The organism is Geoalkalibacter ferrihydriticus DSM 17813 (genome assembly GCF_000820505.1).
Lineage (GTDB): Bacteria > Desulfobacterota > Desulfuromonadia > Desulfuromonadales > Geoalkalibacteraceae > Geoalkalibacter > Geoalkalibacter ferrihydriticus.
On record NZ_JWJD01000010.1, the window covers coordinates 82250 to 103662 of the forward strand.

The 21413-nt window shown below is 55.0% G+C and carries 23 protein-coding genes and 1 tRNA gene; 10 read left to right on the top strand and 14 right to left on the bottom strand.

From position 1 onward, the window contains the following. Window positions 1–12 precede the first annotated feature (12 nt). From GFER_RS16405 to GFER_RS16425, 5 genes are all read left to right on the top strand, one after another. A complete protein-coding gene (locus GFER_RS16405) occupies window positions 13–1332 on the top strand; it encodes a permease (RefSeq protein WP_040101099.1) in 1320 nt (439 codons plus the stop codon). Window positions 1333–1463: 131 nt separating this feature from the next. After that, entirely contained in the window at window positions 1464–1697 is a 234-nt protein-coding gene (locus GFER_RS16410) for a thioredoxin family protein (RefSeq protein ID WP_040101101.1), read from the top strand. Between the two features lie 26 nt (window positions 1698–1723). After that, window positions 1724–2143 (top strand): thioredoxin family protein, encoded by a 420-nt coding sequence (locus tag GFER_RS16415; protein WP_074669614.1) that lies wholly within the window; start codon window positions 1724–1726, stop codon window positions 2141–2143. Window positions 2144–2153: 10 nt separating this feature from the next. Then, the gene (locus tag GFER_RS16420; RefSeq protein ID WP_040101103.1) at window positions 2154–2855 is read left to right on the top strand and encodes a cytochrome c biogenesis CcdA family protein; all 702 of its coding nucleotides are present in this window, start codon (window positions 2154–2156) and stop codon (window positions 2853–2855) included. 162 nt (window positions 2856–3017) lie between these two features. Then, the gene (locus tag GFER_RS16425) at window positions 3018–3917 is read left to right on the top strand and encodes a hypothetical protein (protein ID WP_040101105.1); all 900 of its coding nucleotides are present in this window, start codon (window positions 3018–3020) and stop codon (window positions 3915–3917) included. Window positions 3918–3975: 58 nt separating this feature from the next. Here the strand turns inward: GFER_RS16425 and GFER_RS16430 are convergent, their stop codons facing one another. The 3 genes from GFER_RS16430 to GFER_RS18800 all read right to left on the bottom strand — a co-directional run bounded on the left by GFER_RS16430 (window position 3976) and on the right by GFER_RS18800 (window position 6390). After that, the gene (locus GFER_RS16430; RefSeq protein WP_040101107.1) at window positions 3976–4851 is read right to left on the bottom strand and encodes a universal stress protein; all 876 of its coding nucleotides are present in this window, start codon (window positions 4849–4851) and stop codon (window positions 3976–3978) included. A 41-nt stretch (window positions 4852–4892) separates the two neighbouring features. Then, the gene (gene arsB / locus GFER_RS16435) at window positions 4893–5948 is read right to left on the bottom strand and encodes an ACR3 family arsenite efflux transporter (protein WP_040101109.1); all 1056 of its coding nucleotides are present in this window, start codon (window positions 5946–5948) and stop codon (window positions 4893–4895) included. Window positions 5949–6090: 142 nt separating this feature from the next. Next, window positions 6091–6390: a hypothetical protein gene (locus GFER_RS18800; RefSeq protein WP_139172199.1), complete on the bottom strand. Its 300-nt coding sequence runs from the start codon at window positions 6388–6390 to the stop codon at window positions 6091–6093. Window positions 6391–6422: 32 nt separating this feature from the next. On the opposite strand from GFER_RS18800, the gene GFER_RS16440 reads away from it, so the two are divergent. Then, on the top strand, window positions 6423–7841 hold the full coding sequence (locus GFER_RS16440; RefSeq protein WP_040101110.1) for a heterodisulfide reductase-related iron-sulfur binding cluster: 1419 nt from the start codon (window positions 6423–6425) through the stop codon (window positions 7839–7841). 178 nt (window positions 7842–8019) lie between these two features. Here GFER_RS16440 and GFER_RS18805 read toward each other — a convergent pair whose 3' ends face one another. From GFER_RS18805 to GFER_RS16460, 4 genes are all read right to left on the bottom strand, one after another. Beyond that, window positions 8020–8241, bottom strand: a complete 222-nt coding sequence (locus GFER_RS18805; RefSeq protein WP_139172200.1) for a hypothetical protein — start codon at window positions 8239–8241, stop codon at window positions 8020–8022. Window positions 8242–8401: 160 nt separating this feature from the next. Then, entirely contained in the window at window positions 8402–8911 is a 510-nt protein-coding gene (gene mobB / locus GFER_RS16450) for a molybdopterin-guanine dinucleotide biosynthesis protein B (protein ID WP_040101113.1), read from the bottom strand. Next, window positions 8908–9513 (bottom strand): molybdenum cofactor guanylyltransferase, encoded by a 606-nt coding sequence (gene mobA, locus GFER_RS16455; protein WP_040101114.1) that lies wholly within the window; start codon window positions 9511–9513, stop codon window positions 8908–8910. Before mobA ends, mobB begins: the two co-directional genes overlap by 4 nt. Window positions 9514–9518: 5 nt before the next feature. Next, a complete protein-coding gene (locus GFER_RS16460) occupies window positions 9519–9866 on the bottom strand; it encodes an ArsR/SmtB family transcription factor (RefSeq protein WP_040101116.1) in 348 nt (115 codons plus the stop codon). 323 nt (window positions 9867–10189) lie between these two features. Between GFER_RS16460 and GFER_RS16465 the strand changes: the two genes are divergently transcribed. The 4 genes from GFER_RS16465 (at window position 10190) to map (ending at window position 16198) form a co-directional block, all read left to right on the top strand. Then, entirely contained in the window at window positions 10190–10447 is a 258-nt protein-coding gene (locus tag GFER_RS16465) for a bacteriohemerythrin (RefSeq protein WP_268746218.1), read from the top strand. 179 nt (window positions 10448–10626) lie between these two features. Continuing rightward, a complete protein-coding gene (locus GFER_RS16470) occupies window positions 10627–11634 on the top strand; it encodes a sensor histidine kinase (RefSeq protein WP_161807426.1) in 1008 nt (335 codons plus the stop codon). Beyond that, window positions 11634–15266: an EAL domain-containing protein gene (locus GFER_RS17995; RefSeq protein WP_052446527.1), complete on the top strand. Its 3633-nt coding sequence runs from the start codon at window positions 11634–11636 to the stop codon at window positions 15264–15266. Before GFER_RS16470 ends, GFER_RS17995 begins: the two co-directional genes overlap by 1 nt. Window positions 15267–15400: 134 nt before the next feature. Continuing rightward, window positions 15401–16198: a type I methionyl aminopeptidase gene (gene map / locus GFER_RS16485; RefSeq protein ID WP_082048144.1), complete on the top strand. Its 798-nt coding sequence runs from the start codon at window positions 15401–15403 to the stop codon at window positions 16196–16198. Here map and GFER_RS16490 read toward each other — a convergent pair. The 7 genes from GFER_RS16490 to tpiA all read right to left on the bottom strand — a co-directional run bounded on the left by GFER_RS16490 (window position 16180) and on the right by tpiA (window position 21381). After that, window positions 16180–16569 carry a glutaredoxin family protein gene (locus tag GFER_RS16490; RefSeq protein WP_040101122.1) on the bottom strand — a complete coding sequence of 130 codons (390 nt, stop codon included), beginning with the start codon at window positions 16567–16569 and terminating at the stop codon, window positions 16180–16182. The genes map and GFER_RS16490 overlap by 19 nt on opposite strands. 35 nt (window positions 16570–16604) lie before the next feature. Continuing rightward, window positions 16605–18551 carry an Lnb N-terminal periplasmic domain-containing protein gene (locus GFER_RS16495; RefSeq protein ID WP_052446528.1) on the bottom strand — a complete coding sequence of 649 codons (1947 nt, stop codon included), beginning with the start codon at window positions 18549–18551 and terminating at the stop codon, window positions 16605–16607. After that, the gene (locus GFER_RS16500; protein ID WP_040101123.1) at window positions 18551–19012 is read right to left on the bottom strand and encodes a DUF3015 family protein; all 462 of its coding nucleotides are present in this window, start codon (window positions 19010–19012) and stop codon (window positions 18551–18553) included. The genes GFER_RS16495 and GFER_RS16500 overlap by 1 nt, the downstream gene beginning before the upstream one ends. A 254-nt stretch (window positions 19013–19266) precedes the next feature. Beyond that, window positions 19267–19758: a hypothetical protein gene (locus GFER_RS18950; RefSeq protein ID WP_153304561.1), complete on the bottom strand. Its 492-nt coding sequence runs from the start codon at window positions 19756–19758 to the stop codon at window positions 19267–19269. Between the two features lie 272 nt (window positions 19759–20030). After that, a tRNA-Leu gene (locus GFER_RS16510) sits at window positions 20031–20117 on the bottom strand. A gap of 56 nt (window positions 20118–20173) precedes the next feature. Further along, window positions 20174–20542 (bottom strand): preprotein translocase subunit SecG, encoded by a 369-nt coding sequence (gene secG / locus GFER_RS16515; RefSeq protein ID WP_040101125.1) that lies wholly within the window; start codon window positions 20540–20542, stop codon window positions 20174–20176. An 80-nt stretch (window positions 20543–20622) separates the two neighbouring features. After that, window positions 20623–21381 (bottom strand): triose-phosphate isomerase, encoded by a 759-nt coding sequence (gene tpiA / locus GFER_RS16520; RefSeq protein WP_040101126.1) that lies wholly within the window; start codon window positions 21379–21381, stop codon window positions 20623–20625. Window positions 21382–21413 lie beyond the last annotated feature (32 nt).

Genomic DNA, 21413 nt, shown 5'->3' on the forward strand with positions numbered 1-21413 from the left:
AGGATATTTTTCGTGGACTGGAAACAGGAATGGAAGCCCCTGGCGGCGATCGTCGCCGTTTTTACCGCCTGCTATTATCTTCCCATCGATTGGTTGCGCCAGTCGCAGCGCGTGGAAAATGCTCTGTGGGAATCCCTGCACCTGGTCAAATGGTATGCCCAGGAACATGTCATCCTGTGCCTGATACCGGCTTTTTTCATCGCCGGGGCGGTCGGGGTATTCGTCAGTCAGGCCGCGGTGATGAAATATCTCGGACCCCAGGCCCATAAACCCCTGGCTTATGGTGTCGCCTCGGTTTCGGGCAGTATTCTGGCGGTGTGCTCCTGCACCATATTACCGCTGTTCGCCGGTATCTATCGCATGGGCGCCGGGCTGGGTCCCGCCAGCGCCTTTCTTTATTCCGGTCCGGCTATCAACATTCTGGCCATCGTGTTGACCGGCGCGGTGCTTGGGCCGCAGATGGGCGTAGCGCGCGCGGTCGGGGCGGTGGCCTTTGCCATTGTCATCGGCCTGTGCATGCACCTGATTTACCGCAAGGAAGAACAGGCCAAGATCGAGGCGGCAGCGCTCATGTCGGAGCCCCCGGTGACGCGCCCCCTGTGGCAGAACGCCCTTTATTTCGGATCCATGGTCGGTATTCTGGTCTTTGCCAATTGGGGTCGTCCGGCCGAAGAACAGGGTCTTTGGTATGCCATTTACGAAGGAAAATGGGTTTTTTCTTCGTTGTTTGCGGTGGCTCTGGCGCTGATTCTGGTCGCCTGGTTCAATATCGGCAAGGTTCGGATGCTGATGGCTGCCGCGCCGGTGGTCGTTCTGGCTCTGGCCGTGCCCCAGCATCCGACCCTGGCTTTTGTCGCCGGCGCCATCGGTCTGTCGGTATTGCTCACCACCGGCAAGGATGAAAGTGGCGAATTGAACGAGTGGTTTTCCACCAGCTGGGATTTCGCCAAAAAGATCATGCCCCTGCTGCTCATCGGGGTGCTGGTGGCGGGAGCGCTGCTTGGGCGTCCGGAGCAGGAAGGCCTGATCCCTTCCGCCTGGATCGCCGGACTGGTGGGCGGCAACTCCCTGTGGGCGAATCTGTTTGCTTCGGTGGTGGGAGCGTTCATGTATTTTGCCACCCTGACCGAAGTGCCTATTTTGCAGGGACTCATCGGCGCCGGCATGGGCAAGGGCCCGGCCCTGGCCCTGCTGCTGGCGGGTCCGGCCCTGAGCCTGCCCAACATGCTGGTGATTCGCAGCATCATGGGCACACAGAAAACGATCGTGTTCGTCGCGCTGGTGGTGGTTATGTCGACCCTCGCCGGGATGATTTTCGGAGCGTTTTTTTAAGGGATTATAAAATAATGCGCACCGCTGAGAGCGCAAAGAGCGCAGAGAAATAAACCTCTGTACTCTCGGCGTGCTCTGTGGTGAAAACTTGTCTGCGATTTGTCCTCAACCAACCATAGGAGATCCAAAGCATGAAAAACATCAAGATTCTCGGAACCGGTTGCGCCAAGTGCCATAAACTGGAGGAAAACGCCAAGGCCGCGGTGGCCGCCTTGGGTTTGGCCTGTGAGGTGGAAAAGGTCACCAACATCAACGACATTATGAAGTTCGGGATAATGACCACACCGGGCCTGGTGGTGGACGACAAGGTGGTCTCGGCGGGCAAACTGCTTTCTCCCGACCAAATAAAAAAGCTGATTGCTTGAAACTTTTCGCAAAGGTGATGGATAAGATGTACGAATTACTGAGATATCGCTGTCAAAAATTCTTCTTGACGTCCGCCGTCGTGGCCTTTCTCTCCCTGGTGGTCGCCTGTGAAAAGTCCGACTCTGCTTCGGCTCAAGGGGGTTCCCCTGTCGCGGGAACCGGAGTCCCCCACTTGGTCGATCTGGGCGCCGATAAATGCATTCCCTGCCAGATGATGAAGCCGATTCTCGACGATCTGGAAAAAGATTTTGCCGGGCGTATGGATGTCACTTTCATCGACGTCTGGAAAAATCGCGATGAGGCTCGGCGTTTTGGAATTCAGATGATTCCCACCCAGATTTTCTACGATGAAAAGGGTGTGGAACTCTATCGGCGCAGCGGCTTTATCGGGCGCGAGGACATTCTCGCGACCTGGCAGCGGCTTGGTTATGAATTTGGGCAATAAAGGAATTTAGATGGAATCGTTGTTTATCACCCTGACCAATGCCGTAACCGGCACCCCGTTGATTGCTCTCTCTGCGGCCCTTGCCTGGGGCGTTATCAGCGTGGTGCTTTCACCCTGCCATCTGGCCAGCATTCCCCTCATCGTCGGTTTCATCGACGGGCAGGGGAAAATGAGCACCTGGCGCGCTTTTGTCATTTCCAACCTTTTTGCCGTGGGCATTCTCATCACCATCGCCTTCATCGGCGTGGCGACGGCCATGGCCGGACGGATGTTGGGTGATCTCGGCGTCTGGACCAACTGGTTCGTGGCGGCGATTTTCTTTGTTGTTGGTCTTCATCTGCTCGATGTCATCCCCATGCCCTGGTCCGGCCCCGGGCAGGTGGGCATGGCGCGCAAGGGGATGATCGCCGCCTTTTTATTGGGGTTGATCTTCGGCATCGCCCTGGGACCCTGCACATTTGCCTTCATGGCACCCATGCTCGGTGTCGCCTTCAGCCTCTCCGCGGACAACATGCTCTACGGCGCGGCCCTGCTTCTGGCCTATGGCATCGGCCATTGCGCGGTGATCGTGCTGGCGGGCACCTTCACCGAGGTCATCCAGCACTATCTCGACTGGAACGAACGCTCCAAGGGCGCCGTCATCCTGAAAAAGATCTGTGGTTTGCTGGTGATCGCAGGCGGCGTCTGGCTGATCTACACCGCGCCCCTCTAGGGGGGCGCACAACGCGGAAAAGAAGGTGAGCTATGACCGGCAAAAAAGGCTTCATCCTGTGCGTGTGCCAGGGGACCCGTCCCTTGCGCAAACTTGACTGCGAGAGTTGATGGACGCAGCGAAGAAAAAATAGTAGAGGATGCTTTTGAAGGGGTTTTGGGCATGATGATTGTCGCTCCCGCACTCTTGGGGCTGGTCTTTTGTTTACTTAATGCAGCCGGGGCTGATTTATTTTGCCTGACGTCGGGGTGCGCTCTTTATGCCGGATATTCCCTGTTCGGCGTGTCCTTTTATGCCTATGGCGCCATGGGGTTTGGCACCATACTTGTGCTGGCCCTGTGTGCGCGGCGTATGCCACTGGCCGTCAAATTGCTTTTCTGGGTGATTTTCATCGGCCTGTTTCTGGATGTGCTGTTTCTCGGGTGGCAAATTCTTTACTGGCCCTGTCTAAGCTGTCTGGTGGTTGCCGTTCTGCTCGGATGGACAGCCGTGGCTTTCTGGTTGAGGTATGCGCACGAGGGTCGGCGACTGTTGCAAGGGGTTTTCCTGATCTGGGTCTTCTTCCTGATTCCCGTGGGGATTGCCGCCGGCAAGGAACTGTTTCTTTCGCCCTGGCCGATTTACGGTGCGCAGGATGCCCCGATTCACGTCTTTTTTTCCCCCACCTGTCCCGCATGCGGTACCGAGGTTGCTAAACTTTTGCAAAGCCCCTATGCCGATAGGGCGGCCTTTTTCCCGGTCGCCAAGGATGGTCGGGACTTGAAGCTTTTTGCCGCATTTTTACAGGAAAAACTTGATGAACCTCAAGATTTAAGACGACTTTTTCTTGAGGAACCGGATGGCGAGGTGAGTGTTCCCTTAGTTTTGCGTTGGCGTCTGGCCAGAAATACCATGGCTTTGGCCGGTTATGGTGCTCAATCCATTCCTTTCATCCTGAGCCCGACGGTACTTGAAATTGTCCAAGCACCCTTTGATGGGGCCTTGCCCACATCCAATCCCTGGGAGCCGGTCGATGTCGGAGGGTGTGGTTTCTTCGGCGCGCAGGATCTGCCTTGTGACTGATTTTTCCGTGCGCGGGTACTGAGGCTTCCCGCTTGGGCTTGGTGTTCGGTGCAACAACTCAGTTGCGCATCGGTATCAGCAACACCGGTACCGGCGAGTTACGCACAACATTATGGCTGACGCTGCCGAGAAAAATTTCGCGCACAAAACCCCGCCCCTGCGTTCCCATGACGGCCATTTTTGCGTCATGCTCCTTGATCAAACGGCAGATTTCCTCATGGGTAATGCCGTAACAAACTTCGGTATTTACTTGCAGTGACGGGGACTTTTTCAGCAGAGTCTTCCTTAAATCAGCAAGCCGGCCACGGTCATGTTCGTTAAATTCTTCCAGTCGATCCTTGAGGTGTTGTTCCAGTTTGACCTTGTCCTGAACATGAATCAGAGTGAGCTTTTTTACCCCTTCGGCCACCAGCTGTTTCAACGAGTTGAAGGCGTTGTCAGCCATTTCGGAAAAATCGGTGGCAAACAGAACATGTTCACTGAAACCGCAATTTTCAAAGGGGAGACATGCCGAGTCCTCGCCTGATTTTTCCACCGGCACCACCAGCACCGGTTTTTCGGTTTTGTTGATCACTCCAAAGGCAACGCCTCCGATAATTTTCTCTTCGGCCAGAGAATGCCCCTGGGCCCCCAGAACAATCAGATCGTAATTTTCTTTTACCGCTATCCGGTTGATTTCCCGCTTCGCGGAGCCGACGACAATCCGCGTTTCGACGTTGAAACCTTGCTCTTCCAGGTTTTTTTTCTGCTTCTCCATCAACTCATCCAACGACTCCGTCTTGTACGAATAGGCTGTTGAGGCGGCGTGGGAAAAACTTAAGCACTGCAGCAACAGGCAGTCTCCGGCGCCGAAATCTTTCAGCCCTTTTAAACAATCGGTCATGGCAGAAGATGCCGGTGAAAGATCGGTAGCAACAATAAAGGGATTAAACATGATACAACTCCTTTTTGCTGGCGTTCCTAAAGTTTGGGGTTTTAAGCTTTTGCCGCCGGAAACCAGCCGCGGGTGCGATTGGCGTATTTGACCAAAGCCAGCATCAGCGGCACTTCCACCAGCACCCCGACGATCGTCACCAACACCACCGGCGAGGCAGCGCCGAACAGGGTAATGGCAACAGCGACCGCCAGCTCAAAAAAGTTAGAGGCGCCGATCATACCTGCCGGCGCGGCAATATCATGGCTCATACGGCATTTAAGACAACCGATATAGGCCAGGAAAAAGATGAAGATCGTCTGAATGATCAGCGGAATGGCGATCAGGACAATATGAAAGGGGTTGCTAAGGATCACATCTCCCTGAAATGAGAAAATCAGTACCAACGTCAGCAGCAACCCAACAATGGTGATGTTGTTGAATTTGGGTAGAAATTCCTTGTTGAAATACTCTTCCCCTTTATTCTTCAACATCCAAGTGCGGGTGAAAATCCCCCCCGCCAAAGGGATGACAACGAACAGAAACACCGACAGAAATAGAGTCGCCCAGGGAATGCTGATGCCGCCGATACCCAGCAGCAGGGCGACGATCGGGGTGAAAGCAATCAGGATAATCAGGTCGTTGGTGGCAACCTGAACCACGGTGTAAGCCGGGTTGCCGCGAGTCAGATGGCTCCAGACAAAGACCATGGCGGTGCAGGGAGCGGCCCCCAGAATGACCGCGCCGGCCAGATATTCTTTAGCCAGGTCCGGAGGGATAAAGGGGCTGAACACGACATAAAAGAAGAAGGCCGCGATACCGAACATGGTAAAGGGCTTAATCAGCCAGTTGACAATCCAAGTGATATAGAGCCCCTCGGGATTTTTCTTTAAGTTCCTAATGCTGGTGAAATCAACCTTCATCATCATCGGATAGATCATCAGCCAGATCAGCACCGCAATGGGGATGGAGACATTTGCATACTCAAATTTACTTAAAGTCGCAGGAATTGCGGGCAGAAATTTTCCGATCAGCACCCCGCCAATCATGCAGAGAACAACCCATACCGTCAGGTTTTTCTCAAAAAAACTGATGCCTTCCAACTTTTGCTTCGTCATTGTTTAACTCCCAGCTAATTCGTTACGGAAAAATCGCCGAGTTGGGCCCGGATTTCATCCCGTACCCGGCGGTAAACTGCCATTATCTCTTCTTCTGTGCCCGTTGCCTTGGGGGGATCCTCAAAGCCCATGTGCAAACGCTTTACGCCACCGATAAACAGGGGACATTTATCGTTGGCGTTCCAAAGCCTTGAAAATCTGAGCTGTTTGCTTCTGGAGGTGATTGTATCCGCATGTACAGATATGTAAAGAGATTGCTTCCCGTACCAGACATTATTTCCGGTACGGCCAAACGTGAGAAAACATAGCCTTCCGGAAGCCCCCGTGCGACAGAACAACTTGCCATGGAATCGTTAGGTGTAATAATACACCTCTTTTCGGCTTCTGCTGTTGCGAATAATCGGCTATCCGGATATAAGGGAAAGGTGAGCTGATTCTTCATGCCACTGTTTCCCTCCCAGGAAAGGCCAAAAGATGGCTCCCTCCGCAAAAGACAAAACGCCCCGGAAAATACTCGACGCCGTTATTGACCTCTGCGCCGACTGCGACACCTGCCGTACCCTTATGGACGAGGACTGCGCCTTTTTCCCCGAATTGTATCGTCTCTGGGATCAGGAAAAGGAAGAGGGCATCCCCATCAACGATGAGCAGGTGCGCCATCTCACCGATCTGTGCACCCTGTGCGGTCTCTGTCCCTGTCCCCGGATTCCCATGGATATCATTGAGGCCAAAAGCCGGTACATCGAAAAAGAGGGCTTGCCGCTGGCGACGCGCCTGATTACCGATGTCCCGCGCATGGCGCGCCTCTGTGGGACTTTGCCCCGCCTGGTCGACGCCTTGCGGTCCAGCAAAACCTTCGGCGCCCTGCTGCGCAAGGCCATCCGCCTGCACCCCGAGCGCGATCTGCCCGCTTTCGCCAAGGAAAACTTCTTTCAGTGGGCAGAGAAAAGGGATCTGAACCGCCGCCGGGAAGGGCAAGCCAGTATTGCTTATTTTGCCGGTTGCACGGCGGGCTATCTCTTTCCCGAGATCGGCCGCGCGCTGGTCGAAGTTCTGGAGCGCAGCGGCGTGAGCGTTCATGTGCCGTCGCAGAAGTGCTGCGGGATGCCCCATCTGGTTGAGGGCGAGCGCGACAAAACCCTGGCGTGTGCCGGCGCCAACATGGAAAGCCTGCTGCAGGCGATTGATGGCGGAGACGATGTGGTTTGCTCATGCCCGACCTGCGGCTTTTTCTTCAAGGATCTGCTCAAGGAACGCGCGGTTTATTCCGAGGCTTATCAGCAGTCGGTCGATGCCGGCGCGGATGAACTGAAGGTGCCCGAAACGGTGCGCGATCATGAAAAGCACAAGGTTCTGAAAAAGTCCATGTACAGGCACATCCTCAAGGATGACGGATACTTTTCCTCCCTTGACCCCATGAAGCGCCTGGCGGTGGCCGCTCACACCTTCGATGCCGGCGAATATCTGGCGCGCCTGCATGGCGAAGGGCGCCTGAACGTCGACTTTCAGCCCCTTGCTCAACGCCTGGTCTATTTCGCCCCCTGCCATCAGCGTGAGCAGAGAATGGGGCGGCCCTACCTGGAATTGCTGGCGCTGATTCCCAAGCTCAGGGTCGAGGAAGTGGGCGAGTCCGAGTGTTGCGGCATGGGCGGAAATTTCGGCTACAAAGCTGGATTCCACGAAACATCTCTGGAGTTGGGCCGCCCTCTGCTGGAGAAGATCCGCAAACGCAACCCGCAGGCGATCATCACCGACTGCATGAGCTGCCGTTTGCAGTTCGGTCATGTTTTGCCCTATCCGGTCTTTCATCCCCTGGAAATTATTGCGCGAGCTTATTCAGCGGCAGCGCTCCCGGCCCGCGAAAATTCCCCTGCGGAAGATAGAGAAGCATGATGTCTACCTCCTCACCTGCCACCAGGTCCGGACTGCCGATAGGAACCGCGAGCAGGGCCTGGGCCTGTTGCCTCGGGCAGAGGCAAATTTTCGGCTGGTAGCGGAGCAAGGTACGCAGCCCGGTTTCCAGTGCTTACTGATAGCTCAACATGAGATTTCTTCGTGGGTGACAAGACCGTCAGGTTCTTCTTCGCGGGATGGATTTAGCGGGATCACGTCGGCGGGGGCGCAGACACACGGTAGCCTCGCTGCCGGGGGCCAGGGGGTAGCTGCGAATTGCAATTTCCGGCAGGCGCATCTGTAAACGGGTGGTCGGCAGACCCTGAGGTCGCGGCCATACCAGGATTTCACAGCCCAAGGTAATGACCTCCTCGATGGTGGCGGGAATCGGATTTTCCAAATGTCTTCCCCAGGGTTTGTCGGGCGGAAAGCTGCAATGGTCAGTCGTCCTGCGGCGTGAAAATCTGAGCGAACTTCTGATCGATGGTCTGATTGAGCTCTTGGCGCAAGCGTTCAAATTTATCCAGCAGATCCAGCCTTCGAGCGCACCCGCAGGGGTTTCATGACAAAAAGCGCGTCTCGATCAAGTCGCACAGTCCGTTCGCATCATTGATGTCGTATACCGGCACGTCGAGTTCCAGCGGTTCGTCGGATGCCACGGCAAACAGCGTCGGGTCGTGCTCCTCGCCGCGACACAACAGTCTGGGACTGCGTTCGCGGCGATGGACTTCGATCTTGGGCATGGCGCTGCGCTTGAATCCTTCGGTGAGGATGATATCGACGTCGTTGAAATAGGTTTGAATCGATGCGTCGAGGGGCGGCTCTTGGTCATTCGGATTTCTTTTGACCATAGCGATTTTTTCCGGCGAAGTGATCAGCATAGTATCGGCGCCGGCCTGAGTGAGGCGCCAGGAATCCTTGCCTTCGTGATCGATGCTGAAGCTGTGGGCATCATGCTTGATGGCGCCGATCCGGTAGCCGCGGGATTTCATCTCGACGATCAGTTTTTCCAGAAGGGTGGTTTTGCCGGTGCCGCTTTTGGCAACGATGGATACAACGGGGGGATTCATTGGGCCTCCTTGTCCAGGCGCCGGAGATCGTCCGGCGTATTGAGATTCAACAGCGCGCGCTGCCAGCCGGCAGGCAGGCTGTCTGCTTCCAGGTAGCGCGCGTGTACTTGGCGATAGAAGTCAAAAATGCGGTAATCACCGCGCACCAGCATCTGTTCCATGAGAGGCAGGCAGTTTTTGTGATAAAGAGCGAAGACCGGCTCAAGCCCCTGCGGGGTGCGTGGAACCACCAGGTCGCACCCGTTGCGGTGACTCAGGATAAAGCGAACAAGATCCGGGTCGGGATGGGCCAGATCGCAGGGGACGACAAAGATCCATGGCGATTGCGCGGCACTCAGGGCGCCGTGGAGTCCCCCGAGAGCGCTGCCGGGATATATATCGGGGACGCTGGGAGTCTCGGGCATTGCCAGGTCGGGGCGGTCCCCGGCGATGAGCACCCGCGGAAAGATGCCGCGCAGCATCTCCAGAGTACGTGCAAAAAGGGTTTGCCCGCCAACCCTAAGTGTTGCCTTGTCCCGTCCCATGCGGCGACTGCGCCCGCCGGCAAGAATGACACCGGTGACATCGGAGGGTGCCTGGACTGCGTTATGCGAATTTTGCATATCGATCAGCTGCAGGCGGATGCGTTTTTACTGCTGAGAAATTTGTCCAACATGGCAAGGTCTCGGCGCGCCTGGGGCAGTTCGACCAGACGCTGGGCCAGTATATTCTGCAGGTCGTCATGCAGCGCATCTGTCGCCTGAACCAGGGTGTAGTACATCCAAACTCCCTGACGACGATCGGAGACCAGCCCGGCGTTGCGCAGATAGGCCAGGTGGCGTGAAACGGTTGATTGGGGCAGGTCAAGAATAGACATGAGGTCGCAGACGCACAGCTCTCCCCGCGTCAGTAGGGCGAGAATACGCAGACGTGTCTCGTCGGCCAGGGCTTTGAAAATACGAGCTGTCTGTTTCATACGCAAAACATATCCGCATGGGCGGATAATGTCAACAGTCTGCGCGGGAAATTCCGCCAGTTATAAACTCATTGGTACTTGACTATAAGTTTAAAGATTGTTAAAAGATTGGTAGATTTTAAAAAATAAAATCTATTTTATCTTCAGGGGTTTGATCTCAATCGGCCGCTTCCCTGCGGGATAATAACGGAAAGAAATCTCTATTTCTATTTTTTATCAAAGTGATTCTACCCATGGACGCAATGGTATTCATTCAGTGGAAACCCACCTACAGCGTGGGACACGCTCTGATCGATCGGCAGCACTGAACTGTCATCGAGGTCATTAACGAGCTATACCGGGTGCGGCACGGGATTCAGCCACCCGGGCGGCTTCAAGAGCTTCTCAGGCGGTTGAATCAGTACACCAAGGCTCACCTGACCTTTGAAGAACGGTTGCTCAAGGAGACCGGTTATCCCGAATTTGAGGCCCATCTGGAACTTCACTGGGTCATGAAATCCCGCATGGCGGCGTTGGCGCATCAAGCCGAAGCGCTCGATGAAGATGTTGCCCAGGAACTTTTTGATTTTCTCAAGGCCTGATGGTTGCATCACATCCTTGATGAAGACATGAAATACGTTGACTTCCTGGTGCGAAAATAGCCAGGCGAACTTGCCTGGGATGAAAAATCATTTATAGTTTTTCGTATTCTCATCCCAACGAAATTCGTCGGCTCGTTCGGTTCCCAGGATTCCGCGTTTTCATCCGCAAGGAGATGGCTTTGTCTGACAGCGCAGAGTACGAATCTTCGCGGCCCACCTGGGTCGCTTTGCGCATTGCCCTTATTTATCTAACCCTTTCGGTTCTCTGGATCTATTTCAGTGATCGCCTTCTGATTTTTCTGGTTGATGACCCGGCGCGGTTGACGCGCTTGCAGACCGCCAAAGGTTGGCTGTTTGTCTCGGTCAGTGGATTGCTGATCTACTTTCTCGTGCGCCGTGCTTTGTATCAAGCCCATGCCGCCCAGGTACAGATCCGGCAGCTCAATCAGGAGCTTGAGCTGCGAATCGCCGAGCGCACCGCCCAACTGCAAGCCGCCAATCGGGAACTCAAGGCTTTCTCTTATTCGGTATCCCATGACCTAAAAGCTCCGTTGCGTGGAATCGACGGTTACAGCCGCCTTTTGGAGGAGGAGTTTCATGAGCGGCTGAACGCTGAGGGACGTGGTTTTTTGCGCAATATTCGCCAAGGTGCCTCTCGGATGCAGCAACTCATCGAGGATTTGCTCTCCTACGCACACATGGAGCAACGCACCTTGCAGAGGACTTCGGTGGATTTGAATTTATTTTTGCGCGAGGTGTCGGCTGACTGTGAAGCGGAGCTTAAGCGACGTGGTGGTGAACTGCGCATCGAAGTTCCCGCTTTGCGGGTGCGCGCCGATCACGAAGGGCTGCACATCGTACTGCGCAATCTGCTGGAGAATTCTTTGAAGTTCAGTCACGGCATCCAGGCTCCCTGCATCGAAATCGGTGGGCGACTGGAAGGAGATAAGGCCATTCTCTGGGTGCGCGACAACGGAATCGGTTTTGAGGAGAAGTTTCGCGAACGTATTTTTGATATTTTTCAGCGCCTGCATCTCACCGAGGACTATTCGGGCACCGGTATCGGCTTGGCTTTAGTGCGAAGGGCCATGCAGCGTATGGGCGGACGCGTCTGGGCGGAAGGCGCTTCCGGCGCCGGGGCGGTCTTTTATCTTGAGCTGCCGGCGGTTTTAAAGGATGAATACTGATGCCTTCAGATACTGCATTACGGGTTCTCTACCTTGAGGACAATCCTGCCGACGCTGATTTGGCGCGTAACGCACTGGCACGGGCAGCGACTCGTTTCCAAATGGAAACAGTGCCCACCTTGGAGGCTGCAAGGCGCAGGCTTGCAGACTCAACGCCTCCCTATGATCTTCTGCTTTCCGACCTCAGTCTTCCCGATGGCAGCGGCCTTGAATTGCTCACCGAGGTCCGTCGTCGTGATCTGCCCTTGGCTGTCGTGATCCTTACCGGTTCGGGAGAACAAAAGGCGCCGTTCGTCGCCCTCAAAGCCGGAGCCGATGATTATCTGTCTAAAAAAGATGACTATCTCGCCCAGCTGCCTGGCGTACTTACGGCCGCCCTCAACCGGTTCCGACGTCGGCGTGCTTATCTTGATAAACCCTTGCGGGTTCTTTACGCCGAGCCCAGTGCTTTTGACCGCGATCTGACACTGAGGTTTTTTTCTCGGAACGCACCCCATATCCGACTGGATACCGTCGGCAAAGGCGCCCAGGTTTTGGAGCGCCTCTCATATTCGGTTCAGGATCTAGATTTACCCTATGATGTGGTGTTACTCGATTACCGCCTTCCCGGTCTCGATGCCCTCGAAGTGGTCAAAGTGCTCAGACAGAAGCGGCATTTGGATATTCCGATTGTTCTGGTGACCGGTCATGGCAGCGAAGAGGTGGCTATACGTGCCCTTCATCTGGGTGTGGATGAGTATCTGATTAAGCGCGAAGGCTACCTTTTTCAATTGCCGGCGATTCTAGAAAAGGCCCAGAAGCAAGCCGAACTTCGCCGCAGTGAAGCGCGCTACCACAGCTTGTTTGATAACAATCATGTAGTGATGCTGCTTATCGATCCCGAGAGTGGCTGCATAACCGACGCCAATCCTGCCGCATGCGCCTATTACGGTTATGCCCTGGATGTTCTCCGAGGAATGTCTATTACGGCGATTAACGCCCGCAGTTTTGAGGAAATACAGCGGGATATGCGTCAGGCCCAAGCCATGGAATGCAACCTCTTTCGTTTCCAGCACCGTTTGGCCGACGGCCGCCTGCGGGAGGTTGAGGTCATCATCGGCCCCATGGAATTTTCAGGACAAACGTTGCTCTATTCCATCGTCAACGATATTACAGAGCGCTTGCTGGCTGAAAAGAGTCTGCATTTGGCACGCTTCTGTATTGACCATGCAGCCGTTGCCATTTATCGCATCGAGGAAGACGGTCGGATCCTTGAAGCCAATCATGAGGCTGCACGCAGTTTGGGATATAGTCGCGAAGAGCTGTGCAGTATGAAAGTCTTCGCCATCAACCCGGATTTCAGCCTCGAAGAATGGCGGGCGCATCGCAAGAGCGTGCGGGACAAAGGGTCGGGAACTATTGAGACCCGTCATCGCCGCCGGGACGGGTCGATTTTCCCCGTTGAAGTCACGGTCAATTACCTCGACTATGCAGGCAAATCCTTTTCCTACTCCTTTGCCAAGGACATTACCGAGCGCAAGCGTTCCGAGGAGGATCTGAAACGCTTTAAATTCATCGTTGAAAATGCCGGTCAGGAAGTTTATCTGATCCGGCCGGACGGCAGTTTGTTCTATGTGAATAAAACGGCAGCCGCAAGTCTTGGCTATACCGTTGAAGAACTTCTGTCCATTGGCATTCCGGGCATCGATCCGGCGTTTGGCCCCGTCTTCAGTTCACACTTCGAAGAACTTAAAATACGCGGACTGCCTTACTTCGAAACGGACCATGTCGCCAAAGACGGTCGGCGGGTGCCCAAGGAGATCAAGTCCGTATATCTGCGCATGTCCGATCAGGAATTCGTCTGTTCTTTTGCCCGGGATATCAGCGACCGCAAGCGCTATCAGGAACAATTGGAATATCTGGCCACTCACGACGAACTGACCGGGCTGGCCAACCGGGCTTTGCTGCATGACCGCCTGTCGCAAGCGATTCGTTTTGCCCATCGTTCACAGCGCCTGGTGGCGATTCTGCTCCTCGATATCGATCGGTTCAAGGTTATCAACGACAGCCTTGGGCATGGGGTCGGCGACGAGTTGTTACGTGCGGTGGCGCAGCGTCTGCAGGAAGCCGTGCGTGAAACGGATACCGTGGCCAGACTGGGTGGCGACGAATTTGTCGTCCTGCTGACCGAGGTTGCCGATTCCGAGGTTGTGGGACGGGTGGCGGGAAAAATTCTGAACCGTTTGGCTCTGCCACATCAGTTGGCCGGCCACGAAATCCACCTGAGCGCAAGTTTCGGCGTCAGTCTCTACCCCCGCGACAGCACTGATGCCGCGACTCTCATCCGCAATGCCGATATTGCCATGTATCGAGCTAAAAGAGAGGGCGGCAGCAACATCACTTTCTATACGTCGGACATGAATGCCCAGGTCATTGAGACATTGGAGCTCGAAGGCGCGCTGCGCCTGGCTCTCGAGCGAGAAGAGTTCAGTCTGTATTATCAGCCAAAAATCGACTTGGCGAGCGGGCGCATTGTCGGCTGTGAAGCCCTGCTGCGCTGGCGGCATCCGCACCGCGGTCTGGTCGCCCCGACCGAATTCATTCCGCTGGCCGAAGAGACAGGCCTGATCGTGCCCCTCGGTGCCTGGGTTCTCAAAGAGGCCTGCCGGCAGGCAAGAGTCTGGCAGAACCAGGGACTGCCACCATTGAGCATCGCGGTTAATATTTCCGCGCGCCAATTCAGCAAAAGCGATTTGCCGCAACTTGTTCAGGAGACCATCCAGGAAACAGGATTCAAACCGCGATTGTTAATTCTCGAATTGACCGAGAGCATCCTGATGTCCAATCCGACTTCGGCGGTGTCCGTCATGGACAAGCTCAAAGCGCTCGGGGTCCGCCTTTCTCTGGATGATTTCGGCACCGGTTATTCGAGTCTCGCTTATCTGAGCCGCTTTCCCTTCGACCAGGTCAAGATCGACCGGTCCTTTGTCAGCGGCATCGTGAGTGATCCAAAATCAGCGACCATCGCTACTGCGATCATCGGCCTTGCTCACCGCATGCACCTCAGGGTCGTCGCCGAAGGAGTCGAAAACGAAGAACAGCTTGGGTACCTGCATAAAAACGGTTGTGACGAGATTCAAGGCTATCTGCTCAGTCGCCCCCTGCCTGCGACAGATTTTCCAGATTTCTTGCGCGAGAATATAAGTCTTCCAGCACTCAACGTATTCAGTTTCTCTGAAGCACCGGCCTTGCTTATCGTCGATGACGAACCGAACACCCTGAGCGCCTTGCAACGTGCCCTGGCTGAAGAGGGGTACCGCATTCATTCTGCAGGCAGTGCGCAGCAGGGGTTGGAGATACTGGCAAAGAACAGCGTTCAGGTAATTCTCACCGATCAACGCATGCCGGGAATGAGCGGCACCGAATTTCTCGGTCGCGTAAAATCTCTGCACCCCGATACAGTGCGGATCATCCTTTCGGGTTACGCTGATCTGGATACGGTGGTGCGGTCGGTCAACGAAGGGGCGTTGTACAAATTTCTCGGAAAACCCTGGGATGACGATCAACTTCGAGAGCATATCCGCGATGCTTTCCGCTATTACGAAGCGATCATTCGCCCCCGGCGTGTGGCTGCCGAGGCAACTCAGCGGTAAAGATTCAACCTGTGTGAACGTATGGAAATTAAAAGCCGTTGCCTGTGATACCCCGCAACGGCTTTTAATTTGTTTTGACGGCAATCAAGGGGTTTGCTAGGATTCGCGCATATTTTTTGCCCAAGGAGATTCTCTTGCAGATCAAAACCCCCGAGGAAATCACGCAAATGCGGCACGCCGGCCTGTTGTTGTGGCAGGCCCATCAGGTCGCGGCCAAAATGATCACAGCGGGCACCCTCACCCGCGATATCGACCGGGCCGTTGAAGAAACACTGGTTGCCGGAGGCGGCATCCCTCTGTTCAAAGGGGTTCCGGGCAAGGTGCCTTTTCCTGCCGCGACCTGCATTTCTCTCAACGAAGAGGTCGTTCACGGCATTCCTTCCAGTCGGGTTTTAAACGAGGGAGACCTGGTCAGCCTTGATATCGGCGTCAAACTCAATGGCTGGTGCGCCGATGCCGCGGTCACCTATGCCGTCGGTGAGATCGACGAAGAAAAAGCACGTTTGCTGCGCGTGACCGAAGAGTGCCTGGCGCGGGCCATCGGTGCGCTGCGTCCCGGCGTGCGCTGGAGCAAAATTGCCTTGAAATTACAGAAGTTTGCCGAACGGGAAGGGTTTTCGGTGGTGGAGGAACTGGTCGGCCATGCCATCGGCCGCGAGATGTGGGAACCGCCGCAGGTGCCGAATTTCTTTACCCGCCAGATGCCTGACTTCAAACTGCGTACCGGTTTGGTTCTGGCCATCGAACCGATGATAAACCTGGGGCGCAAGGAGGTTGTGCTGCGCCCCGACCATTGGACGATCGCCTCGCGCGACGGCAAACCCAGCGCCCATTTCGAGCATACCGTGGCGCTGACGGAGGATGGCCCTGTTGTTTTGACCTGCGGCCCCAATGGTGAGGGGTGGGGGATGGGTCAATCGCAGAACAGGTAATCATCGGGATCGGTCACGGCTGCATCGCGCAGCAACTCCACAATGGACTGCCGGTTGAACCCTCGCACAAAACGTTGATTTTTACCGATGACCGGTACGATGATTTCTTCTTGAGAAAAATATTCACGATAAATGGCCCGTAATTCCTGATAGGCCTGTCGATCTTCCGTCACATTCCTGCTTTCCGGTACATACCCCTGCTCAAAAATGACGTCAAGGGTGAGTTCGCAATACGGGCACCCCGTTCTCACATAGACGACCACTTCATCCGAGGCGATTTGCGGTACCTTGACGCTTAAATCGGCTGCGGGCGGTCTGGCGCAACCCGCGACAAGCAACAGACAGATGAAGAGTGCTAAAAAACTTTTCATGGTAAGTCCTGGGGGGCGGATTGCGATCCGGAGGTTCAAAAATACCGGGTCAGGGCAATTGTCGCTTCAGCGCGGGACTGATTGAAGGATCGCTCCCAAAGTCCTTTGAGCATAATGCCGTTGCGCCGTGAAAGGCGATAGTTCTGATCAAGGGCAATACGGTAATGTTCATGCTGCTCTAATCCGTAGAACAACGCTCCGCCGTGGAGATGAGCCTTCCAGTCAGGGGATAGTTGCGTGAGGATGCCGAGGCTGCTGCCGGCGCCAAGGGCTGTTTTGTCACGAAATCGGTCGCTGAGATTGATATCGGCTTCAGCCATCAGGTAAAAGATACCTGCGGAAAAAAACGGCCAGGCCATGCCGCCGCCGGTGTTGACTCCAAGATAAAGCAGGTCGCGTCCGTCGCTGAAAGGTTTGCGATCAAGACCGCCTTTGACCTTCCATGAGACCGGTTTGAAAAACAGATCCCGAGGCGCCAGGGAGAAAATGTCGACCAGGTGAAAACTTTCCAGGCGCAAATTGCGCGTCTCGGGAAAGTAACGACTGTTCAGGGAAAAGAAATTGATCTGGGCGCCTTGGGTAAATCCCTCGTCGGGATCAAGAAGGTCGTGGTAGGCGGGGCGCCAGGACAATTCCAGAAAAAAGCGATCATCGCGCACTCCGATTCCGGTACCCCAGCGGCCGGCATCGTGGCCTTGTTCTGGCTGAGGGGGTTGGGGAATCTCGCCGGCTTTGGTTTCGCCAGGCCCAAGGGTGCTTCTCGCCATGAGAATCGGCAAGAAGTGTTTTTTGAAATGATTCTCGTCGATCTCTTTTCTTGAGAAGCGATAGCGCATATATTCTGCGGAGAGGTCGAGAATCTGGCGTTGCTCTTCGAAATTTTGCCCTTCCGTGAGGCTATCGGCTGGTATTTTCTGCGTGGCGACGGAATAGGCGAGGTGAGCGGCTTCCGGGCTGAGCAGTGATGCCCGATGTTGAATGCGAGACGCCAGGGATGGGCGGTATTTGACTTCTTCGATAAGCCCTGCCCGGCGTACGGTAGCAATGGTATCGGCCGGTATGACCCAGAAGGAAAGACGGTCCCAGTATTCCTGGGCCAGCTCTATTTCCGGACGCGCAGCTTCCAGCAGGAAAAGCAGCATGAAGGAGCAGTTTTCGTCGAAAAAGTAATAGTCGGAGGCGATCCCCTGGAGTTCCCAACTATGCAGAACCAATCTGCGGACTTCTTCAGGCGTCAGATTGAGACGGTATTCCCACACGTCCCGATGTTCCAGGTCGCTATAATCGTTAAGTTTTTCGTAGTAGGGCAAGACCGTGAAATAGCCGTCGTAAAACCCGAATAGCCCTTTAAAGGCATATATCAGGCCGTTGGTGTCGGTGGAAAAGGCAGCGTAGTTGATGGCGTAGGACAGTAATTCGCTCTGGTAGGAGCTGCCGATCCGCAACAGGGTGTGCCCGAACATCGAGGCTGGTCCGTTGTTATGGGCTGCGGGAAACACCAGAACGGCGGTCCGTGGATCGACTGTGGCAATGGCTTCATCAAGCTTGCGACAGACAGGCTGGGGCAGGGCCGCTCGATCGATTTCAAGAGCTTCCACGAGCCATTCGGTGCGTGCCGGAAAACGGCAGGCAAAGTGATCATCGCCCTTTTCGGCGGGCTCGAACAGTGCTGTTATCGATGCGGCCAATTCTTTCTGCGGATCTCTTTTTCCGGAGGGAGAGAGAAAGTAGTCGGGATCGTCGACCAGGCTTTTGTAGCCCCGGCCCTGGGCCCGATAGCGCAGGAAAATTTGCCAGGGACGCGCTTCGGCAAGACCGCGAATTTCGGCATCCTCAATGAGGGCCGCGCGCTGAATGCCGGTTTGCTCTGCCGGGACAGGTGCGGCGAAGAGCAGGATGGCGCAGATCGAGACGCAAAAAAAGTATGCGAAGCTTGAGGCTTCGCATACTTTTTTAGTTTTTCCACGGGCAAAAAATGACATTAATGGGTCAGCAGAGCAGCATTGTCGATCACTTCAGCCATGACGACGTTTTCGGAGGTGAAAACCTGAGCGAAATTTTGCTGAAGGGAGGCGGCGAACTCGGCGCGCTGATCCGCAGGTACCTGCATGAGCTCGGCGAATGCGTCCAGGGTCTCGCCGCTGCCGGCGGCGATGTCCATGGCCAGGGCATCCATGTTGTGTGCGACGAACTGCTTCATTTCGGCGCTGCCGGTGACCCAGATGGGATCGCCGCAATTGAGGGTGCCGGTGGTGATGCCAAAGGTCTGGTTACCGAAAGTTCCGTTGGTGGTGGCGGCAAAAATCTGCACGCCGCCCGGCTGATCTTTGAAGAGCACGGAACCGAGCCCGCAACCTGCGGTGCCGTAAGGATCCGCGAAAGCAAAGGACGAAACGGCAACCATGGTTGCTGCTGCGCATACCGATACGATCAGTTTTTTCATATATGACCTCCTATGGGGTTATTGCATGAGGAAACGCCACCATAGCGTTTCCCCAGCTTGAACATCGTTTGTCTAGAACTGCCATAAAAAAAACGTATGGTGGAAATCTACTTGGTATTTTTGATTTGTCAACATTGGATGTGTCGACGACTGGCTAAGGATCGGAGTCCTTTCGAGCTTCTCGGCAAGCCACATCTTGATAATCGCCTGGCGAGGCACCCCGAGTCGAATGTGAATTAAAAGACCAATTCACATTAGCCAAGCGGGTCAGAGAAAACCCTGACCGTCAGCAGGTAAGCCACTGGGTTACAAGTACAGCATTGATGTGCTGAGGGAGGTTCTAGAATGAACTCCAGGGGGATGATCAGCCTTTCATCAACCTGCTGTCGAGCATGGTGTGGGAAGGGCAGCGCGATTACCTGCGTTTGCTGGAAAGTCTGGAGGAATAAGGGACGATGAAACTCTCCTACCTTGAAGACTTCGATTCGTAAATCCGGGCCATCCAGTTGCTGGGCACATTCGGCTGGTCCTACCTCAGCCGCGAAGAAGATCTGGCTCTCCGCAACGGGCGCCTCGACCAGGTTGTTCTGACCGGTATCCTCAAACCCTGGCTGGAGGAATACAACCGCATCGAAGTTAAGGGAGAAAGCCACCTTTTCACCTAAGCCAACATCACTGAAGGCATCCGCCGCCTGACCGACGAGCCGTTCGACGGCCTGATCCGCACCAACGAGAAGATTTATCACCTTTGGCACGAGCCTCGACCAGACCATCGGCGGTGACCGCAAGGGAGACTAAGCTGGCCGATGCTTATCGCGAAGCCCGTGAGTATTTCGACGAGATCTGGGGTGCTGGCGGATCCTGTTATGAGGGTATGGTGTATAACCCAAAAAATACCCCCCAAAAAAACTCTGGCTGTCAACGGATTGAGATGGACGGGATAGGGCAGCAGATACAGAAAAACCCGCTATTTCTAGCGGGTTTCCTGGTTATCTTTAGACTGCTTTGGATTGTCTGTTGGTGCCGAAGGCGAGACTCGAACTCGCACGACCAATTGGTCACCACCCCCTCAAGATGGCGTGTCTACCAGTTCCACCACTTCGGCGAACGGATTGTCTTTATACTGATTCAGTTTCCTGTTGTCAATAAAAAATCAGAGGTTTAATTATCAGCCGCTGGAGGCGTTTCGATGGGAGCTGCTTCCTGGGTCGGAACCGTGCCCGGAGGCAAAGGCTGCTCGGGAATCGGCATGACTTGCTGCGTCGGCGTCACGATCTCGGGCATAATGCTCCCGGCATCCGGGCGACCGGAAAAGTAAGAGAGAGTCAGGCTGGTCAGCATGAAAATCACTGCCGCGGCACCGGTCAGCTTGCCGAGAAAACTGCCTGCTCCGGCGGCGCCGAAAACTGTGCCGCTTGATCCTGCGCCGAAGGATGCACCGATACTGGCGCCCTTTCCGGGTTGCAGCAGGACGATGATAATTATGGCGAAGCTGACGAGAATGTGCAGAAAAATCAGAAACGTGGTCATTGGTAAAACTTACTCCCATCGAAGTTTGGCGTTGAACCGGGCAAAACTATCACAGAACGCAAGGGGAGAAAAGGAGAAAATCACATTTTTTCAAAACGGGCGATGCGAATGAAGTCCGCGGCCTTAAGGCTGGCTCCACCGACCAGGGTGCCGTCGATGTCTGTTTGTGCCATCAGGCCATCGACATTGTCGGGTTTGACGCTGCCACCATAGAGGATGCGGACCTGTTCGGCGACAGGTGTGCTGAACAGGCCGGCGAGCAGACCGCGCACAAACGCATGCGCTTCCTGCGCCTGGTCCGTGCTTGCAACCTTGCCGGTGCCGATGGCCCAGACGGGTTCGTAGGCGACGACGACCTTGAACATCTCGGTTTCACTCAGGCCGTTAAGTCCGACCGTCACCTGACGCTTGAGTACGTCCATCATTTCATCCTTTTCCCGCTCCTCCAGGGTCTCGCCGATACAGAAAATGGGAATCAGGTCTTCAGCAAGAACCGCTTTGAGCTTGCGGTTGATCAATTCATCGTTTTCGCCGAAAAGCTGACGGCGTTCCGAGTGGCCGACGATGACATGGGAGCAGCCGGCATCTTTTAGCAGGGCAGGGGAAACTTCGCCGGTGAACGCGCCGCTGTTCTCACAGTAACAGTTCTGTGCCGCCAGGGCGATGTTGGAAGACTTCACAGCCTGGGCAACCGGCACCAAGGCGGTGAAGACCGGCGCCACCACGATCTCGATGTCCGTTTTGTCTGCCAGATCCTTTTTCAGTGCTTCGATCAGGTCGAGCGCCTCAGGAATGGTTTTATGAAGTTTCCAGTTTCCTGCGATCAAGGGTTTGCGCATGAGTTTTCTCCCTCAGGGAAAGACGGCGGGGT

Bases quoted from the DNA above. Each gene is read 5' to 3' on its own strand.
- GFER_RS16440 (WP_040101110.1), top strand. From the start codon at position 6,423: ATGGCTCCCTCCGCAAAAGACAAAACGCCCCGGAAAATACTCGACGCC.
- GFER_RS16460 (WP_040101116.1), bottom strand. From the start codon at position 9,866: ATGAAACAGACAGCTCGTATTTTCAAAGCCCTGGCCGACGAGACACGT.
- GFER_RS16500 (WP_040101123.1), bottom strand. From the start codon at position 19,012: ATGAAAAAACTGATCGTATCGGTATGCGCAGCAGCAACCATGGTTGCC.
- GFER_RS17995 (WP_052446527.1), top strand. From the start codon at position 11,634: ATGCCTTCAGATACTGCATTACGGGTTCTCTACCTTGAGGACAATCCT.
- arsB (WP_040101109.1), bottom strand. From the start codon at position 5,948: ATGACGAAGCAAAAGTTGGAAGGCATCAGTTTTTTTGAGAAAAACCTG.
- GFER_RS16495 (WP_052446528.1), bottom strand. From the start codon at position 18,551: ATGTCATTTTTTGCCCGTGGAAAAACTAAAAAAGTATGCGAAGCCTCA.
- GFER_RS16430 (WP_040101107.1), bottom strand. From the start codon at position 4,851: ATGTTTAATCCCTTTATTGTTGCTACCGATCTTTCACCGGCATCTTCT.
- secG (WP_040101125.1), bottom strand. From the start codon at position 20,542: ATGACCACGTTTCTGATTTTTCTGCACATTCTCGTCAGCTTCGCCATA.
- GFER_RS16490 (WP_040101122.1), bottom strand. From the start codon at position 16,569: ATGAAAAGTTTTTTAGCACTCTTCATCTGTCTGTTGCTTGTCGCGGGT.
- GFER_RS16415 (WP_074669614.1), top strand. From the start codon at position 1,724: ATGTACGAATTACTGAGATATCGCTGTCAAAAATTCTTCTTGACGTCC.
- mobA (WP_040101114.1), bottom strand. From the start codon at position 9,513: ATGCAAAATTCGCATAACGCAGTCCAGGCACCCTCCGATGTCACCGGT.
- GFER_RS16425 (WP_040101105.1), top strand. From the start codon at position 3,018: ATGATGATTGTCGCTCCCGCACTCTTGGGGCTGGTCTTTTGTTTACTT.
- GFER_RS18800 (WP_139172199.1), bottom strand. From the start codon at position 6,390: ATGAAGAATCAGCTCACCTTTCCCTTATATCCGGATAGCCGATTATTC.
- GFER_RS16410 (WP_040101101.1), top strand. From the start codon at position 1,464: ATGAAAAACATCAAGATTCTCGGAACCGGTTGCGCCAAGTGCCATAAA.
- mobB (WP_040101113.1), bottom strand. From the start codon at position 8,911: ATGAATCCCCCCGTTGTATCCATCGTTGCCAAAAGCGGCACCGGCAAA.
- tpiA (WP_040101126.1), bottom strand. From the start codon at position 21,381: ATGCGCAAACCCTTGATCGCAGGAAACTGGAAACTTCATAAAACCATT.
- GFER_RS16420 (WP_040101103.1), top strand. From the start codon at position 2,154: ATGGAATCGTTGTTTATCACCCTGACCAATGCCGTAACCGGCACCCCG.